A 17,787-nucleotide genomic window follows, 5' to 3' on the forward strand; every position below is an offset into this window, starting at 1 on the left:
CCGGCAACGGGCGAATGGTCGTGGATGCCGGTGCGCGTCCGGTACACGGCGCCGTGTTGCAGGATGGAGGGCATGCGTGCACGACCGATCACGCCCGAACGGGCGGTCGAGGAGGTGTGCGGCCGGATCGCGGGGGCGCCGCGCGAGATGTGGCGGCGGGTGGCGGTGGACGGGCCGCCGGCGGCGGAGCCGTGGGTGCTCGCGGATGCGCTGGTAGGGCCGTTGCGCGCGGCGGGACGTGACGTGGTTCGGGTGTCGGCGCGTGATTTCCTCCGCCCGGCGTCGCTGCGGTACGAGTTCGGCCGTGAGGACCCGGACGTGTTCTACGACCAGTGGCTCGACGTGGGCGGGCTCGTGCGGGAGGTGCTGGGGCCGCTGGAGCCGGGCGGGTCGGGGAAGGTGCTGCCGAGCCTGTGGGACAGCGAGCTGGACCGCGCCACACGCGCGCGGTACACGGCTGTGCTGCCGGGCGGTGTCGTGCTGCTGGACGGTGCGCTGCTGCTGGGCCGGGGCCTTCCGCTCGACCTGGTCGTCCATCTGACGCTGTCGCCGGGCGCGCTGGCACGCCGCACCCCCGACGAGGACGCCTGGACGCTGCCCGCGTTCGCCCGTTACGAGCGCGAGATGGAGCCGCTGCGGGCCGCCGACGTCGTCCTGAAGATGGACGACCCGCGCCACCCCGCGCTCGTGGAGTCCGTCTAGGCGCGCCATTCCTCGTTGTAGTCGGGGTGGTGGGCGTAGGCGAGCGCGAGGAGGCGGAGGGTCTGTTCGCGGACGGCCTGGGCGGCCTGCTGTTCGGGGGTGGCCCGGCCCTGGGCGATGATCCAGGCGTGTTTCTCGTGGTCGTCGACGAGCTGCCGCCGGGCGGCGACCTCCTGGAGGGCGCGGGACGGGTCGTGGCGGGCGATGTGCTCGGCGTAGGCCTCGGTCTCCGCCGACGCGACGAGGGCCGGCTCGCCGTCGGCGTCGAGGTGGACGGCGCCGGAGGGGCCGGCCGCCCAGGACCCCCCGGAGCAGGCCTGGGCGACCTGTTCGTCCTTGGCGAGGCGGGCGCGCAGAAACTCCACCAGATCCATGCGCCCATCCTGCCTCGCGGGGACGACATCGGCGCCCGGATACACTCACGACGGGGAGGATCCATGTCATTGACGACATCCCACGGCGAGCCGGGCACGGTACGGACCGGGCTGCGCGCGCGCCGCGAGGGAGGGCCGCTGCGCGTGGTCGAGAGCGAGCTCGTCGACTACGCCGAGGCGATCGCGACCATGGAGCAGATGGTGCGGGACCGGCAGGCCGGGGCCGCCGACGACACACTCTGGATCCTGTCGCATCCGCGCACGTACACGGTGGGGCGGCGGACGCCGCCGGAGGAGCGGCCCGACCCGGCGCTCGGCATCCCCGTGGTGGAGGTGCGGCGCGGCGGGAAGCTCACCTACCACTCGCCGGAGCAGATCGTCGGGTACCCCGTCCTGAAGCTCGCCGACCAGCGGGACGTGGTGGGGCTGCTGCGCGACATCGAGGTCCTGCTGGTCGGGGTGCTCGGCGAGCTGGGCATCGAGGCGGAGCGGCGCGACACCCCGCCGGGCAGCCCGCTGCTGACGGGGGTGTGGACGGCGGAGGGCCGCAAGATCGTTTCGCTGGGGATGCACATCTCGCGGGGCGTGAGCGCGCACGGGTTCTCGATGGACGTCGACGCCGACCCGGCGCCGTGGACGTGGGCGGTGCCGTGCGGGATGCCGGACGTGGAGATGACGTCGGTGTGCCGGGAGCGGGAGCGGCGCGGGCTGGCTCCGGTCACGCAGGCGGAGGTGCGGCGGCTGATCGCGGACGCCTGGCGGCGCGAGGCCTGAGCACGGCCCGAGCCGCGACCGGGGGCCTGAGGGGCGGACCGTCGCCGGCCCGCCCCCGGAAGAGCTACTTGGCGGAGCAGTTGCCCTGGACGGGCTTACCGGCGAAGCGGTCGGCGAGGAAGCTCATCATGTCCCCCTCGCTCTCGAGCAGGCCGGTCGCGTGCTCGGCGAGCGGATAGCTCTTGTAGGTGACGTTGGCGCCCCGGGCGCACCAGTCGTGGTCGAGGGTCTCGGCCTGCTTCGCCGGGATGATCTCGTCCAGCAGCGCCTGTGCCTGGAAGACGGGGACGTTCGGCGCGGTGGAGCCGAGCTTGTTCTCGTCCAGCCGGGCCTGCCACTGCGGGGTGTCCAGCGGGTTGCTCGTGGTGTAGTCGCCGATCTTCTTGAAGGCGGTCTGGAGCACGGTGAGCGGGCCGTCGACGCTGACCAGGCACATGTCCTCGGCCTTCGCGAGCAGTGCGCGCCCGTTGTCGTTGAGGTAGCCGTCGAGCTTCAGTTCGGGGTAGGCGGCGTCGTAGCCGACGGCGGCCATGAACATCAGCGCGACGAACGGTCCGCCGTCGAGGCTCGCGGCGACGGCGCGCAGGTCGGCGGGGACGCCGCCGGCGGCGACGCCCTTGAGGTCGAGGTCGGGCGCGTAGGACGCCGCGAGTTCGGCGGCCCATCCGGCGGACGTCCCGCCCTGCGAGTAGCCCTTGATCGCGACGGGGGCGCCGGCGAGCCCGGCGTCCGGGAGGCGTTCGGCGGCGCGCGCCATGTTGAGCACGGCCATCCCCTGGGAACGGCCGACCTCGTAGGTGTGCTGGCCGGGGGTACCGAGGCCCTCCATGTCGGTGACGGCGACGGCCCAGCCCTGGTTGAGGGCGTCGATGATGAACAGTTCCTCGTAGTCCAGGCCCTGGGTGAGGGTGTAGGACGGGGCGCAGGAGTCGCCGAGCCCGCGCGTCCCGACGGCGTAGGAGACGAGGGGGCGCTTGCCGGTGCCCTGCCACGGCTTGTCCGGGACGAGGACGGTGCCGGACACGGCGGTCGGGGCGCCGGCGACGGTCTGCGACCGGTACAGCACCTGCCAGGACTTCACTCCGCCGTAGGGCGAGTGCCCGATCGGGTCGACGGTGAAGAGCGACGGGCGGGAGCGGATGACGTCGCCCGGCTGCCCGGCGGGCAGCGGCGAGGGCGGCCGGTAGAACGGGTCCTGGGCGGGAGGCTGGGCGGGAGGCGCGGTGTCCTGCGGCGCGGCGGCGGCGGTCCCCTGCAGGGCGGCCGCCGTCATGGCGGCGCCGGCGCAGGACGCCAGCACGGCGCGCAGGGCCCGGCGGGCACTGCTGTGCATGACGGTGAACCCTTCGTGTCGTCCCCCGTGCCGTCCGGGTGACGGCGAGCCGACCCTAAGGTAATTGGACACTTAATCCAATGCGCGCCGGGACAGATCCGCGGGCCCGATCTGTCAACCGCCTCACAAGACCCGTGCGGCCCGCCGCGCCTCGGAGCCGGGACCAGGGCCGGAGCCGGGACCGGAGCCGATCCGCCCGGGGGCGCGTCAGGACGTCTTGGCGCCGACCCCGCAGAGGAAGTAGCCGCCGGCGGCGCCGATCGTGCCGGTGCCGGGGTCGGGGCGCCATTCGTCCAGCTGGACCAGCCCCGGCTCCAGCAGCGTCCAGCCGTCGAAGAAGCGCAGCTGCTGTTCGCGGCTGCGGTGCGTCATGCCCGTGTTGGCGTTGCCGTAGACCTGGGTCGAGTTCTCCGTGACCGCGTCGTCGCCGGTGATGTGCGAGATCACGACGTGGCTGCCGGGCGGCAGGGCGTCGCGCAGCGCCGCGACGGACCCGTGGGGGTCCTCCTCGTCGCTCAGGCAGTGCAGGACGGCCAGCAGCATCAGCCCGACCGGCTCGCCGAAGTCGATAGTCTCCCGCAGCACCGGGTCGGCGAGGATGCCCTCGACGTTCCGCAGGTCGTGCTCCAGGACGATCGTCCGGTCGTCGGTGGCGGTGAGGGCGCGCCCGTGCGCGACCACGACCGGGTCGACGTCGAGGTAGGCGACCCGCGCGTCCGGCACGAGCTCCCGGACGACCTCGTGGACGTTGCCGCGCGTCGGCAGGCCCGTCCCGACGTCGAGGAACTGCCGGACGCCCGACGCGGCGAGGTGCCGGGCGGCGCGCCGCAGAAAGGCCCGGTTGTGCCTGGCCAGGACGGGGGTGAACGGGGCGCGGGCGAGGATCTGCTCGGCCGCCTCCCGGTCGACCGCGTAGTTGTCCTTGCCGCCGAGGTAATAGTCGTACATGCGCGCCACGTTCGGTACATGCATGTCCATTTCGCGGGGCGCCCAGCCGTCGTCCACCTCGTGCCTCTCCTCCGGCTCCGGAGCGGCCTTCAGCCTAGCCCGCCGGGGTGAGCCGGATTCACGTTTTCCCGGACGACCTCGCCCATCGCGGCCGGCCGTCCGGAAACGGCCGCTCCGCCGGCGGGCGCGCGGCGCGCGACGGCCGCGCCCGGCAGAGCCGCCGGCGGCCGGTGCTCGCGGGGCGGGCGCCGACTCCCTAGAGTCGCCGGTGTGACGGAGACCGGGATCGCGGAACTGCAGGACGTCCTGTGGAAGGCCGCCGCGAAACTGCGCGGGTCCATGGACTCCTCCCAGTACCGGGATTTCGTGCTCGGGCTCGTCTTCCTCAAGTACGCCTCGTCGGCGTTCGCGTCCGTTCCGGAATCGGCCCGGTGGCCCGCCGTCGTCTCCGGTCCCGGGCCGATCGGCGCGCGGATCGACGCGGCGATGGCGGCGGTGATGCGGGCCGAGCCGTCGCTGGACGGCGCGCTCCCGCTGATCTTCGGCGCGGAGAACGTCGACCAGCGGCGCCTCGCGGACCTGGCCGCGGTCATCGGCGACGCCCGCTTCACCGGCCGGGACGGGCGGGACGGCGGGCACGCCCACGGCGGCGGAGACGGCGGGGCGGGCGCGCGGGATCTGCTCGGCGAGGTCTACGAGTACTTCCTGGAGACGTTCGCCCGCGCGGAAGGCCGCCGGGGCGGCGAGTTCTACACGCCGAAGAGCGTCGTGAAACTGCTGGTCGAGATGCTCGAACCGTACAAGGGGCGGGTGTACGACCCGTGCTGCGGTTCGGGCGGGATGTTCGTCCAGGCGGAGAAGTTCGTGCTGAGCCGGCGGGGCCGCAGCGGGGACATCGCGGTCCACGGGCAGGAGGCCAACGCCCGGACGTGGCGGCTGGCCCGGATGAACCTCGCCATTCACGGGATCGCCGGGGACCTGTCCGCCCGGCACGCCGACACCTTCTTCGAGGACGCGCATCCCGGCCTTCTCGCCGACCATGTGCTGGCCAATCCGCCGTTCAACATGTCGGACTGGTATCGCGATCCCGCGGATCCGCGGTGGCGGTTCGGCGTGCCGCCCGCGGGCAACGCCAATTTCGCGTGGATGCAGCACATCGTCGCCAAACTCGGCCCGCGGGGCGGCGCCGGAGTGGTGATGGCGAACGGCTCGATGTCGTCCCGGCAGACGGCCGAGAGCGGGATACGCGCCGCGATGGTCGAGGCCGATCTGGTCTCCTGCGTCGTCGCCCTGCCCCCGCAGTTGTTCCGCACGACGCCGATCCCCGCGTGCCTCTGGCTCTTCTCCAAGGACAAGGGCCCCGGCGGCGGCCGCGACGACCGGAGAGGGCAGGTGCTCTTCGTCGACGCCCGTTCCATGGGGACGCTGCTCGACCGCACCGAACGCGTCCTGACCGGCGACGACATCGCCAGGATCGCCGGGACGTACCATTCCTGGCGCGGCGGTTCGAGCGCACGCGGACCGTACGCGGACGAGCCCGGTTTCTGCCGCTCGGCGGCGCTGGACGAGATCCGCGACCACGGTCACGTCCTCACTCCCGGCCGTTATGCCGGTGCGGCGGAAGCGGCGGACGACGGGGCCGAGCCGGTGCGCGACCGGGTCGAGCGGCTGGCCAAGGAACTGCTCGCCCGGATGGACGAGTCGGCGCGGCTCGACGACGTCGTCCGGGCGCGGCTGGAACGGCTGGACGGCTGAGGAGATGATCCGGCTCGGCGAGGTCGTCGCCTTCACGAACGGCAAGGCGCGGCCTTCGCCCGGCAACGGTCATCCGACATACGGGGCCAACGGCGTCATCGGCACGTCGGGGGATTTCAACGCCGAGAAGGAAAGCACCATCGTCGGGCGCGTCGGCTCCTATTGCGGCATCGTCCATTACGCGCGCGAGCGGTGCTGGGTCACCGACAACGCCATCATCGCGACGGCGCGGGAGGGCGTGAACCCGCGGTACGTCTATTACCTGCTCAAGGGCCTGGGCCTGAACCACCACCGCATCGGATCCGGGCAGCCGCTGCTCACCCACGCCATTCTGAACGGGCTCGCGGTGAGGGATGTGCCGCGCCCCGGGCAGGACGCGGTCGCGGAGATCCTCGGTGCGCTCGACGACAAGATCGCCGCCAACGAGGGGATCGCCGCCGCCGCCGACGACCTGGTCAGGGCCCGGTACACCGAACTCGCCGCGTCCGCGCCCGGCTCGGTCCGGCTGGACGAGCTCGGCCGGCCGGTGACGGTGAGCGTCGCCGCGGCGGACATCGGGCCCGGCGAGAACTACATCGGGCTCGAGCACATCGCGAAACGGCACATGTGGCTCTCCGGATGGGCGGACGCGTCCGCCGTGCTGAGCGTGAAGAAGCGGTTCCGGGCAGGCGACGTGCTCTTCGCGAAACTGCGGCCCTATTTCCACAAGGTCGGCCTGGCGTTCGTGGACGGCGTCGCCTCGACCGACGTGCACGTCGTCCGCCCGGTGGACGCCCGCCACCGCGGCTGGCTGCTGGCGGCGCTGTCCAGCGACGAGGTGGTGGCGCACGCCTCGGCGCTCAGCGACGGCACCCGGATGCCGCGGGTGAAGTGGGCCGACCTCGCCCGCCGCGAGGTGCCGTGGCCGGGCGGGCCCCGCGCCCGCGAGTTCGGCGCGTTCGCGGGCGCGATCGCCGAGCGGGTCGAGGCCGCCGCCGCCGAGAGCGCCGCGCTCGCCGCGCTGCGGGACGCGCTGCTCCCCGAACTGCTGACCGGAAGGATCGAGGCCACTCCATGACCGACGACCGCGGGTACCTGCTGGACAACCGGCGCACCGAGGCCGGGACCCGGTTCGAGGCGATCTCCGAGCTGTTCGACCAGTGGACGTTCCGGCACCTCGAAGCCCTGGGCGCCGGGCCCGGGATGCGCTGCTGGGAGGTCGGCGCGGGCGGGCCGTCCATCCCTGCGTGGCTCGGCGCGCGCGCAGGCGAGCATGGGCGCGTGCTGGCGACCGACATCGACGTCTCCTGGACGCGTCCCGCCGCCGGCGGCGCCGTGGAGGTGCGCCGGCACGACATCGTCGCGGACCCGCCGCCCGCGGAGACGTTCGACCTGGTGCACGCCCGGCTCGTCCTGGTCCACCTGGCCGACCGGGACCGGGCGCTGCGGACGATGGTCGACGCGCTGCGTCCCGGCGGGGTGCTGCTCGTCGAGGACGCGGACCCGGCGCTCCAGCCGCTCGCCTGCCTGGACGAGCACGGGCCCGAGCAGCGTCTCGCCAACCGGCTCCGCCACGACTTCCGCGCGCTGCTCGCCGACCGCGGCGCCGATCTCGCCTACGGCCGCACGCTGCCCCGCCTGCTGCGCGAGGCGGGGCTCGACGGCGTCCGCGCCGACGCCTACTTCCCGATCACGTCCCCGGCGTGCGGCGTGCTGGAGGCGGCGACGATCAGGCACGTCCGCGACGAGCTCATCGCCGCGGGCCACGCCACCCCGGACGAGATCGACCGGCACCTCGACGCCATCGCCGGCGGGCGGCTCGACATCACCCTCGCCCCGCTGATCTCCGCCTGGGGCCGCAAGCCCTGACCCCGCGTCCGGGCGCCGCATCGGCGCGAACAGATTCCATCCGAAAGAAAAACCCTTTTGCGTGGAAATAGCGGAGTTCTCTAGCCTGGAGCCCGACAGCGTGTAGCTCAGCAGTAGAGCATCGGGCTTCAGACCCGAAGGGCGCGGGGGCGGAACCCGCCACGCTGGCTATGAACAAGGACGTACAGGCGAATCCCGGCTACGCCGCGGGACAGATGTCCAAGGCCTTCGCGACCGCGCTGACCCACGAGAGCGAGGAGGCGCGGGAGCGGGCGGAGAAGCGGCTGGAGCGCTGGCGCCGCGTCCTCTCCGGAATGGCGGACGGGTCCCTCTCCATCGGATCCCGGACGCCCGTCAAGGGACTTCCCGCATGGGTGACGCCCGAGGTCGTCAGGGGCGGATTCGCCACCGGGACGGCCGCCGCGAGCGGCCCCCCGCTCCCCCACGAGGAGGACGCGGCGCGCCGCGCCGGCATCGCGGGCGACCGGCGCTCGCTGTTCCTGCACTACCTGACCGACGCGGGCCTCGAAGAGCTGTACGCGCTCCTGGACGGCGGCGAGTACGACGTCGCCCTCCCGGAGGAGGGCGCGCTCCTCACCGTCGCCTGGCTGCTGCGTGCGGGCGACCGCGCGGGCGCGCTGGAGGTCCTGAACGCCATCGGCCCGTTCGCCGACCGGCTGCGCTTCTCGCCCCGTCCCGGAGTTCCGCTGGGCGACGCCTCGCTCGTGCACCGGCAGACCGTCGGCCAGGTCCGCGAGCGCATCGAGGCGAAGCCGATGAACAAGGCCGTCGCCGTGATGAACGAAGCGCTCGTCGTGTGGAACCCGTTCGCGGACGAACTGCTGGAGCACTGGCTCGAGACCGTCGAGGACGGGCAGGTCCTCGCGGTGATGCCGCACGGCTGGGGCGAGCGCGGCGCGGAACTCCTGGCGCGGTACCGGCGGCTGGCGCGGAACCACACCCTCTGCGGCAAGCACCGCAACCCCAAGGAGAACCTCGCGATTCTCCGGTCGTCCCTGGAGAGCCTTTTCGCGGGCAAGGGCGTGTCGGGTCTGCTCCAGCACGCCGTCGACTCGATGGTCGCCAAGCGCGGCCTGCCCGGTTCTCCGGAGCACGCGGCGCTCCGGCGGCGGCAGGCGGCCGACGGCGCGCGTCCCGCGCACCACACGGTCGCGCAGATCGTGCTGGCGCGCCTCGCGGACGCCCGCCAGGACTCCGGTGTGCCGTCCATCGACCCGTTCGTGGCGCCCGTCACGGAGGGCGAGTCGCGCCGTACCGGCGTCGCGGCGGGCGCGGAACTGCCGCAGTGGCTGCGCGACACCGTCAAGAGCGCGCTCCGGGCACCGGTACCGACGCTCATCGAGCGCGGGATCGTCCCGTCGGCGGAGGTGCTGGCGGAGCTCACTCCGCAGCTCGTGGCCGCCACCACCGCGTCCTCCTATCCGGACCCGGCGCTTCGCCGCCTGATGGCGGCGCAGTACACCGCGTTCCGCAACAGGCGCAGCCTGCTCCTGCTGAACCTGGAGAGCCAGGTGCGCATGGAGGAGCTGCCTTGGGTGCGCGCCGTGCAGCGCTACCGCCACGCGGACGGGACCGGTGAGCGCGAGGCGCACGCCGTCCTCGTCCAGCTCGGCGAACTGGCGCTCCAGGGCTTCCCCGGGACCGTCCTGCCCAACCCGCTGCTCAGCGAGCTGGGAGCCCTCGCCAAGCGCGCGGGCCTGCGGGTGCCGTTCGTGGAGGAGCTGGCGGCCGACATCTTCATGGGCACGTTCTCCACCAAGTACCTCCGCGCCGCGCAGATCGCGGCGGACGTTCTCGAAGGCACCCTGTACGAGCGCTACTACGGGATCGACTACGCGGCCGTGCGGGCGATGCAGGGCGGGCGGCAAACGTCCGACGCCTTCGCCGCGCTGTGCCGGACCCGCGCCGGCGACCCCGGGGGACGCTCGTGGGTCGCCGCCAACGGCAAGGTCATCGAGCAGGCGCAGATCCTCACGACCCACAACCTCGCCGTGCTCGTGCACCCCGTCGGGGTGAGCCCGTCGCCCGGATGGGACGACCTGGCGCGCCGCGCGTTCGGCGTCGCCTGCCGCCTCGTCCGGCAGGTGCACGGCAACCCGCGTCCCCTCGGCACGGTCAAGGACGCCGCGTACGCGTGGCGGCAGGCGGTCTTCTTCCTCGCCCTGTGCGGGCTCAAGGAGCAGGTCTCCGCCATCGCGTGGATGCAGGACGAGCTGGACCGGCAGCCGCCGCACACCACCGCCCGCCTCGAGCCGGTCCTGGCGGGGCTCCGGCACGTCCTCACCGGCGGCCGCCTCGACGACGGGACGGCCCCCGCCGCGCGCCGCCTCACCGGCTGGGCGACGGGCGGCCACTGGCTGCTCAAAACCGGCTGACCTGCACTTTCACCGGTTCCGCCGGATTGTCGGTGCCCGCTGCAAGGCTTTCCCCGCCTGCCCGCTCCGGGCGGGGGAACGTCGCGCGGACCATGATCGTCCGCGCCGAGGGCGGAGGTCGAGGCGTTGGACGCGGAAGGGGCCGCCGGGCCCTCCCCGAGCGGCGGGGAGCGGCGCAGCATGGTGCGGGTGATGCGGCCGGTCCGGCCGCGCAGGCTGGCGAAGGTGCCGTTCGTCGAACTGGCGGAGGGCCGGCTGCAAGGGGTCGTGTCGAGCGGGTCGGACCTCGCGCGGGTGTACGTGTCGTCCATCGCGGCGGGCACCCACGACTTCAGCTGCAGCACCAACAACAACCGGCCGTGCGGCGGGCTGGGCGGCGCGTCGATGTGCAAGCACCTGCGCTCGCTCGTCGACGAGGCCGTCACCCAGTACGGCCTGGAGCGGGTGGCGCGCTACCTGAAGGCGGAGCCCGGCGACGACCTCGCCGGGGCGCTCCGCGGGTCCAGGGCGTCCGCGCCGGCGGCCGGGGTGTTCAGCCGGTTCCTGCGCCACCTGGCGTACCTGGAGGTGCCGGGCGTGAACGAGCCGCTGCCGGAGATGCACTGGTTCCCGGCGATGGGAGCGGCCCGCTGATGCTGCCGACCCACCTGGGCGAGCTGCTCGGCGCGACACCGCCGGGCGTGGACGAGGCCCTCGACGTCATCGCCGGGTTCGACGGCGCGCTCGTGCACGGTCTCGGCCGTCTCGGGGAGGACGGGACCGCCGCGCTCACCGCGCTGGCGGGCGCGCTCGGCGGGTCCCCGCTCGGCGGGCCGGCCGCCGAGGCGGCGGAGAAGGTCGCGGCCGGCTCGGTCGCCGACGCGCACCTGGCCGCGCTCGCCGGCGGGCGCACCGCCCTGCTCGGCGCCGTCCACGACGCGCTCCTCGCCCACCTCGACACCGCCCTCGGACGGTCCCGCGCCGCCTGGGCCCCCGGCGGCGATCTCCCGGCCACGCCCCCGAACCTGCTCGCCGGATGCCGGTCCTGGCTCGCCGAGCTGGCCATCGCCGGCTGGCGCGGCGTCGACCACGACCTGGTGTCCGCGTCCGACCAGGCGATCGAGGCGCTGCTCGGGGAGCCCGCGCTGCGCCGCCAGGCCGTCCTGCTCGACGGCCTCGCCGCCGAGCTGCGGGCCTGCTCCCCCGTCGCGACCATGGCGGAGATCCCGGTGCGCCGCTGGGCCGACCTGTGGGCGCGCGGCGTGCTGCTGGCCCAGCCGGGCGGCACCGCGCCCGCGCGCGAGACGGTCGCCGGGCGGCTGCTCCCGCTCGGCGTCGACGTCCACGAGCACGGGACGGCCGTCCAGGCGCAGGCGCACTGGCTGCTGGAGCCGGACGGCGACGGCCCGCCCCGGCTGGTCCGCACCAGCGCCGCCGCCGCGAAGGTCGACACCATCGTCGGCCCGATGGTCTGGCGCGTCCTCGCCGACCGTCCCGTCCTGCTGCGGGCGCTGGCCGAGCAGCGCGCCGTGCACGTCGAGGGCGTCACGCTCGTGGGCGGCGACCTGCTGTGGGAGGAGGACAAGGCGCGCCTCGGCTTCGTCGCCGACCCGTTCGCCACCGCCCGGCTGCACCTGTCCGGCGCGCATGCCGCCGCCGTCCCGCCGCTGGAACGGCACCCCGCCCGCATCGGCGAGCCCGTCCTCCTGGAGGGCTACACGGTGGACGGGACGTCGCTGCGGCTCGACGGGCACGCCCTCGACATCGACACGGACCGCTTCCCTGCGAGCGGCCCCCTCACCCCCGACCTGGTGACCGCGTCGTCCGCGTGCATCGGCCTCGTCCGCTGGGACGCGGGCCGCTGGACGCTCCAGCCCCTCGCCGTCCAGGCCACCGTGAAGAAGAAGCAGGTGGACGCGCACAACGGCGACTGGGCCCTCGGCCCCACCGACCCCAAGGTCGAGAAGGCCATGGCGAGATCCGGCGACACGGTCCTCGTCCTCCAGGAACGAGCAGGACGGCTGCTGCGCAAATGACCGCACGCGAAGCCAAGGCCGACGAGAACCGGCGGCAGGCCCTCTACTGGCGGCTGCTCGCCCGCCTCTTCGACCCGGAGGAGCACGCCTCGCTGGAGGCCGTGAGCGTCGCCGTCGTCGACGACCTCGGCCTGCCCGCCGCGCTCCTCGACCCGTCCGTCTCCGTCGACGCCCTCGTCCAGCGCTTCCCCGAACTCGCCGCCGACTTCGACGGGCTCCTCCCCTCCCCCGACGCGGCCGCCGACGGCACGCCCTCTCCCCTGGAGTCCGGCGGGGAGGACGGGCGGGAGCAGGTGCGGCGGGCCGCGTTGGTCTCGAAGCTGCTGCTCAACGTGTTCGCCACCAAGCCCGGAAGCATCACCGCGGCCCAGCTGTCGGATTGGCAGCGCGACGCGGGGTGGCTGCGGCGAGCGCTCGGCGACGACGGCGGAGCCGGAGCCTGCGGCGCCCCCGGAGCCGGAGACGGAGACGCGGGCGCCGGAGAGCCGGGCGCAGGTGCCGGGGGCAGGGGCGCCGGGGGTGCCGGGCGCGGGCTCGGGCCGGGGAACGGGCTGCGCCCCGTCCTCGCCGAGATCGAGGGCGACCTCGTCCGGCGGATGCAGCTCCGGGAGGTGCTGTCGGACGACCGGCTCGCGCGGCGGCTCACGCCGAGCATGTCGCTGATCGAGCAGTTGCTGCGGGACAAGGCGAACCTGTCGGGCGTGGCGCTCGCCAACGCCAAGGCGCTGATCCGCCGGTTCGTCGACGAGGTCGCCGAGGTGCTGCGCACGCAGGTGCAGCGGTCGAGCGCGGGCACGATCGACCGGTCCGTGCCGCCCAAGCGGGTGTTCCGCAACCTCGACATCGAGCGGACGATCTGGAAGAACCTCACGAACTGGAGCCCGGAGGACGAGCGGCTCTACGTCGACCGGCTCTTCTACCGGCACACCGCGAAACGCACCACGCCCGCGAAGATGATCGTGGTGGTGGACCAGTCGGGGTCGATGGTCGACTCGATGGTGAACTGCACCATCCTCGCGTCCATCTTCGCGGGGCTCCCGAAGGTGGACGTCCACCTGGTCGCCTACGACACGCGGGCGCTCGACCTGACGCCCTGGGTGCACGACCCGTTCGAGGTGCTGCTGCGCACGACGCTGGGCGGCGGCACCGACGGGACCGCCGCGATGGCGCTGGCCCGCCCGAAAATCACCGATCCGCGCAACACGGTGGTCGTGTGGATCTCCGACTTCTACGACAACCGGGCGCTGATGACCGACTTCGAGTCGCTGCACCGGTCCGGGGTGCGGCTCATCCCGGTCGGGTCGGTGAACGGCTCCGGGCAGGCGATGGTGGACGGCTGGTTCCGGGAGCGGCTGAAGAGCCTCGGCGCCCCGGTGCTCTCCGGCCACATCCGCAAGCTCGTGTTCGAACTGAAGACCTTCCTCGCGTGACGGACGCGAGCGCACCGATGAGGAGAGCGATGACCGACGACATGCTGCGCGCCCCGGCCGAGGTCAAGTACGCCGAGGAGCTGGACTACCTCGAATCGGTCGACGACGGCCCGAAGCCGTTCTCGTGGCGGCTGAGCCCGCGGATGGTGCGGCTGTTCGTCCTCGGGTCCGAGCGCGCCGACGGCCTGGACCGGGAGATCCCGCAGAAGTGGTTCGGCGACCGGAGCTTCGTCGAGCGGAGCATCGTGACGCTGGCGTCCGACCGGGGCCTGCTGCTGATCGGCGACCCCGGCACCGGGAAGAGCTGGCTCGCCGAGCTGCTGGCCGCGGCGATCTGCCGGAACTCGACGCTGGTCGTGCAGGGCACCGCGGGCACCACCGAGGACCACATCAAGTACTCCTGGAACGTCTCCATGGTCATCGCCAAGGGGCAGTCCCGGGAGTCGATGATCCCCTCGCCGATCATGACGGCGATGGAGGGCGGGATGATCGGCCGGTTCGAGGAGCTGACCCGCTCCACCAGCGACGTCCAGGACGCGCTGATCTCGATCCTGTCGGAGAAGTACGTCTCGATCCCCGAGCTGGACACCGACGGCATCGTGTTCGCCAAGCCCGGATTCTCGATCATCGCGACGGCCAACAGCCGGGACCGCGGCGTCAACGACCTGTCGTCCGCGCTGAAGCGGCGGTTCAACTTCGTCCGCATCCCGGTGGTGACGAACAAGAGGAGCGAGGCGGAGATCGTCCGGTTCCGCACGTCGGAGCTGCTGCGCCGGCACGCGATCGAGCTGGAGGTGCCGCCGTCGCTGCTGGACGTGCTGCTGCAGAGCTTCGCCGATCTGCGCGCGGCGGCGGCGTCCGCGACCAGCGACGACGAGCGGCTGGAGTCGGCGCTGTCGACGGCGGAGCAGATCGGCGTGCTGGAGGACGCGATCCTGCACAGCCGGTTCTTCGGCGACCGGACGCTCACCTCCGAGACGCTCGGGAGTTCGCTCGTCGCGTCGCTGGCCCGGCGCAGCCCGGAGGACCTGGCGATCCTCAACAGGTTCTGGCACGGGGTGGTGGAACCGCGCAGCCGCGACGACGACGGCGACGGCCCGTGGCGCGGCTTCCTCGACGGCGGCCGCCAGGCGATCTCGACCCTGTCGTGACGGTCTTCGAGCCGCTGCGGGAGCAGCTGACGGGCGCGGCCCGCGCGTTCGGCGGGGACGCGGTCGCGGGGATCCTCACCGGGATCGTCGACGACGTGGACCGGGCGCTGGCCGAGGAGCCGGAGATCTTCCCGGTGTGCCATCACTCGCCGGCGTCGGCGCTGGCGATGGCGCGGCGGCTGCGCGACAAGCGGCCGTCGGTGCTCTACCTGGAGCTGTGCGAGGACCTCGCGCCGCTGCTGGCGGAGCTGCGCAACTGCCGGCTGCCGGTCGCGCTGCAGGCGTTCGCGAGCCGGGTCGAGGGGTTCCCGGCGGCGTGGGCGCCGCTGAGCGTCGTCGCGCCGATCACCGAGGCGTCCGCGGAGTACCAGGCGATCGCGTACGCGCTGGACACGCCCGGCGTGGAGATCGTGCTGGTCGACCGGTCCACCGACCACGTGTTCCAGTGGGAGCCGCGCGACGACGCCGCGCCGGGCGCCGGCCCTCCGTCCGGGGACGGCGAGGAGCCGCAGGAGGCGCTGCACGGCGACGCGGTCGGCATCGAGATCGGCGAGCTGCGGCCCGGCTTCGCCAAGCTCGAGGAGCACCTGCTGCGGCACGGCAAGGTGCGGCACTGGTCGGAGTGGTGGGACCAGTACGTCGAGCAGCCGCTGGCGGGCGCCGACTACGCCACGTACCGGCAGGTCATGGTGCTGATCGGCAGCCTGTTCCGGCGGTTGCGCCCGCAGGACGCCGGCCGGCGCGACCGAGACGAGGACCGCGAGCGGTACATGTGGACGCGGATGCGCGAGCACCTCGCCGCGACCGGCACCGACCCGGCGGACTGCCTCTACGTGTGCGGGGCGTTCCACGCGGCGAGCCGCGTCGAGCAGTTCGGGCTCGCCTCGGACGCGGAGCCGTTCGAGATCACGCCGCGGACGGGGACGCGGTGGCGGTACGGGCTGATCCCGTCCAGCCACTCGGCGATCGAGGCGCAGTTCGGGCTCGCGCCCGGGTCGGTGTCGATCGCCGCGGCGACCTGGGAGAAGGCGGTCAAGCGCAGCGGCGTGAAGCCGTTCCGGCTCAGCGGGCAGGCGGGGCAGGCGCCGCGCGGGAGGAAGGCCGCGCCGGTCAAGGGCGGCCAGGTCAAGGGCGCGCCGGTCAAGGGCGCGCCGGTCAAGGGGACGGCGGCGGACGGCGAGCCGCCCGCCGACCGGCTGTCGGGGTTCCTGTCGGGTCCGCCCGCGCTGGACGGGCTGGACGAGGCGGAGCTGCTCGGCTGGTGCGTCGACATCGTCCGGCTGGCGCGCCGCAACGGCTACCTGGCGAGCACCGCCGACGCGATCGCGGTGTTCGAGACGTCGGTGCTGCTGGCGGGGATGCGCGGGCGGGCGCGCCCGACCCCGTACGACTTCCAGGACGCGGCCGTCACCTGCATCGAGAAGGACCGGGTGCCGGGCCGCCGGGACGTGGCGCGGCTGTGCGAGATCCTGCTCGGCGGCGACCGGATCGGCGCGGTCGGCTACGACGCGCTGCCGCCACTGGCCCGCGACGTCCACGACCGGCTCCGGCCGCTCGGCCTGGACCTGCAGAAGCGGACCGTGCAGCGCGCGCTGCTCGACCTGCACACCGAACCGGATCTGGTGCCGTGCTCGGAGCTGCTGTGGATCCTGCGGCGGCTGCTGCCGGACGGCGCCGTCCGGCCGATCATGGGGTCGCGGGAGCTGGGCGACCGGCCGATCCAGGAGAGCTGGGACCTCGCGATCGGCCGGCACCAGCGGGCGCTGGTCGAGCTCGGCTACGAGGGCGTGAGCGTCGAGCAGGTGCTGGAGCAGCGGCTGCGGCGCGCGGCGTGGGGCCCGGACGCGTCGGCGGTGAAGGCGCTCGAGGCGGTCGAGGACGCGATCCTCTACCTGGGCGGCGGCCGGTTCGCCGACGAGCTCGGCGCCCGCGCGGTGGAGCTGCTGGCCGCCGAGCGGACCGTGGACGAGGCGCCCGAGGTGGTGCGGCGGATCCGGCGGCTGCTCGCGCACTACCGGGCGTCGGAGCCGGCGCTGCCGCGCTGGTGCCAGGCGTTCGTGGTGGAGGGGTACGCGCACTACTGCACGCTGCTGCCGACGGCGTTCGCGGACGAGGGGGGCGGCGTCCGGCAGGTCGCGGCGATGCTGGGGTTCCTGTTCGGGATGGAGAGCCTGGCGCTGTCGCTGGGCTGCGACCACGCGCAGCTGGAGCTGGCGGTCCGGCAGTCGCATCCGGAGGCGCCCGCGAAGGTGGCGCTGCTGTGGGCGGCGAAGGCGCAGCTCGGCCTGATGACGCGGGACGAGCTGCGCTCCCGCTGCGACGCGCTGCTCGCGAACCCGCTGGTGGTGCCGTCGTTCCCGCTGTACATGAGCGGGTTCGTGCAGGCGCTGGACCCGGCGCCGGCGCTGGCGCCGCTGGTGGTGGAGGCGATGTCGAAGGCGTTCGGGCGGCTGCCGGACGCGGTGCTGCTGCCGTGGCTGCCGAACCTGGTCGCGACGCTGCGGGAGCACGCCCGGGAGCTGGTGCCGACGCTGGTGCGGGAGGCGGCGCGGACGTTCCCGGCGTCGCTTCCGGCGCTGGACGCGTGGACGCCGCCGTGGGAGCCGGCGGCGGCACCGGCGCCGTCCGCCGCTCCCGCCGCGTCCGGCCCGGTCGCGGACCTGCTCGCCGCGCACCCGCCGGCGTGCGAGGCCGTGGCCGCGCTGCTCGGCCACCCGGTGGAGTGGGACGCGCCCGCCGCGATCAACGGCGGCGAGGCCGGCGCCGGCGAGGTGCGCGGCCTCCTGGAGCGCCATCCGCAGGCCGCCCATGCGGTCGCCGGGCTGCTCACGCCGGCGGGCGCCGCGTCCCGTTGAGCGGGCCGGCGGCGGGGCGGGCGATGCGGCCCGCCCCGCCGCCGCGGCGTCCTGACAGGGCCTCCGCACCCGCCGTGACGTGGCGGATCTTGGACGGACGGTGACGGCCCGCAGCGTGCCGGAGGGCCCTTGCACGCGCGCAAGCGACGGTGACTGACTCCTGCTCCGTGCGTAAGAGTGTCTGTCGTGTGAGCCGCGCCATGGCG

The 17,787-nt window shown here is 73.9% G+C and carries 14 protein-coding genes; 11 read left to right on the forward strand and 3 right to left on the reverse strand.

Annotated elements, in window-relative coordinates; all coding sequences use genetic code 11:
• Positions 1 to 72 precede the first annotated feature (72 nt).
• The gene (locus tag J4557_RS39620) at positions 73 to 702 is read left to right on the forward strand and encodes a nucleoside/nucleotide kinase family protein (protein ID WP_208271959.1); all 630 of its coding nucleotides are present in this window, start codon (positions 73 to 75) and stop codon (positions 700 to 702) included.
• Here J4557_RS39620 and J4557_RS39625 read toward each other — a convergent pair.
• Positions 699 to 1,076 (reverse strand): DUF6221 family protein, encoded by a 378-nt coding sequence (locus J4557_RS39625; protein WP_208271960.1) that lies wholly within the window; start codon positions 1,074 to 1,076, stop codon positions 699 to 701. The genes J4557_RS39620 and J4557_RS39625 overlap by 4 nt on opposite strands.
• 63 nt (positions 1,077 to 1,139) lie before the next feature.
• Between J4557_RS39625 and lipB the strand changes: the two genes are divergently transcribed.
• Positions 1,140 to 1,850, forward strand: coding sequence for a lipoyl(octanoyl) transferase LipB (gene lipB, locus J4557_RS39630; protein WP_208271961.1), 711 nt, complete (start codon positions 1,140 to 1,142; stop codon positions 1,848 to 1,850).
• A gap of 64 nt (positions 1,851 to 1,914) precedes the next feature.
• On the opposite strand, the gene J4557_RS39635 is transcribed toward lipB, so the two are convergent.
• Positions 1,915 to 3,183, reverse strand: a complete 1,269-nt coding sequence (locus tag J4557_RS39635; protein WP_243777083.1) for a lipase family protein — start codon at positions 3,181 to 3,183, stop codon at positions 1,915 to 1,917.
• Positions 3,184 to 3,390: 207 nt separating this feature from the next.
• A complete protein-coding gene (locus tag J4557_RS39640) occupies positions 3,391 to 4,188 on the reverse strand; it encodes an SAM-dependent methyltransferase (RefSeq protein ID WP_307800477.1) in 798 nt (265 codons plus the stop codon).
• A gap of 213 nt (positions 4,189 to 4,401) precedes the next feature.
• Between J4557_RS39640 and J4557_RS39645 the strand changes: the two genes are divergently transcribed.
• The 9 genes from J4557_RS39645 to J4557_RS39685 all read left to right on the forward strand — a co-directional run bounded on the left by J4557_RS39645 (position 4,402) and on the right by J4557_RS39685 (position 17,581).
• A complete protein-coding gene (locus tag J4557_RS39645) occupies positions 4,402 to 5,886 on the forward strand; it encodes a type I restriction-modification system subunit M (RefSeq protein WP_307800478.1) in 1,485 nt (494 codons plus the stop codon).
• Positions 5,887 to 5,890: 4 nt separating this feature from the next.
• Complete coding sequence (locus J4557_RS39650; protein ID WP_208271962.1) at positions 5,891 to 6,943, forward strand: restriction endonuclease subunit S; 1,053 nt, start codon at positions 5,891 to 5,893, stop codon at positions 6,941 to 6,943.
• Positions 6,940 to 7,734 (forward strand): class I SAM-dependent methyltransferase, encoded by a 795-nt coding sequence (locus tag J4557_RS39655; protein ID WP_208271963.1) that lies wholly within the window; start codon positions 6,940 to 6,942, stop codon positions 7,732 to 7,734. The genes J4557_RS39650 and J4557_RS39655 overlap by 4 nt, the downstream gene beginning before the upstream one ends.
• A 170-nt stretch (positions 7,735 to 7,904) precedes the next feature.
• Entirely contained in the window at positions 7,905 to 10,130 is a 2,226-nt protein-coding gene (locus J4557_RS39660) for a transcriptional regulator (protein WP_208271964.1), read from the forward strand.
• A 180-nt stretch (positions 10,131 to 10,310) separates the two neighbouring features.
• Positions 10,311 to 10,763, forward strand: coding sequence for a hypothetical protein (locus J4557_RS39665; RefSeq protein ID WP_208272004.1), 453 nt, complete (start codon positions 10,311 to 10,313; stop codon positions 10,761 to 10,763).
• Entirely contained in the window at positions 10,763 to 12,145 is a 1,383-nt protein-coding gene (locus tag J4557_RS39670; RefSeq protein ID WP_208271965.1) for a hypothetical protein, read from the forward strand. The genes J4557_RS39665 and J4557_RS39670 overlap by 1 nt, the downstream gene beginning before the upstream one ends.
• On the forward strand, positions 12,142 to 13,575 hold the full coding sequence (locus J4557_RS39675) for a VWA domain-containing protein (RefSeq protein WP_208271966.1): 1,434 nt from the start codon (positions 12,142 to 12,144) through the stop codon (positions 13,573 to 13,575). The genes J4557_RS39670 and J4557_RS39675 overlap by 4 nt, the downstream gene beginning before the upstream one ends.
• Before the next feature lie 29 nt (positions 13,576 to 13,604).
• Positions 13,605 to 14,726, forward strand: coding sequence for an ATP-binding protein (locus tag J4557_RS39680; protein WP_208271967.1), 1,122 nt, complete (start codon positions 13,605 to 13,607; stop codon positions 14,724 to 14,726).
• Positions 14,723 to 17,581 carry a DUF5682 family protein gene (locus J4557_RS39685; RefSeq protein WP_208271968.1) on the forward strand — a complete coding sequence of 953 codons (2,859 nt, stop codon included), beginning with the start codon at positions 14,723 to 14,725 and terminating at the stop codon, positions 17,579 to 17,581. The genes J4557_RS39680 and J4557_RS39685 overlap by 4 nt, the downstream gene beginning before the upstream one ends.
• Positions 17,582 to 17,787: the final 206 nt, after the last annotated feature.

It is taken from the genome of Actinomadura nitritigenes (assembly GCF_017573545.1).
Lineage (GTDB): Bacteria > Actinomycetota > Actinomycetes > Streptosporangiales > Streptosporangiaceae > Spirillospora > Spirillospora nitritigenes.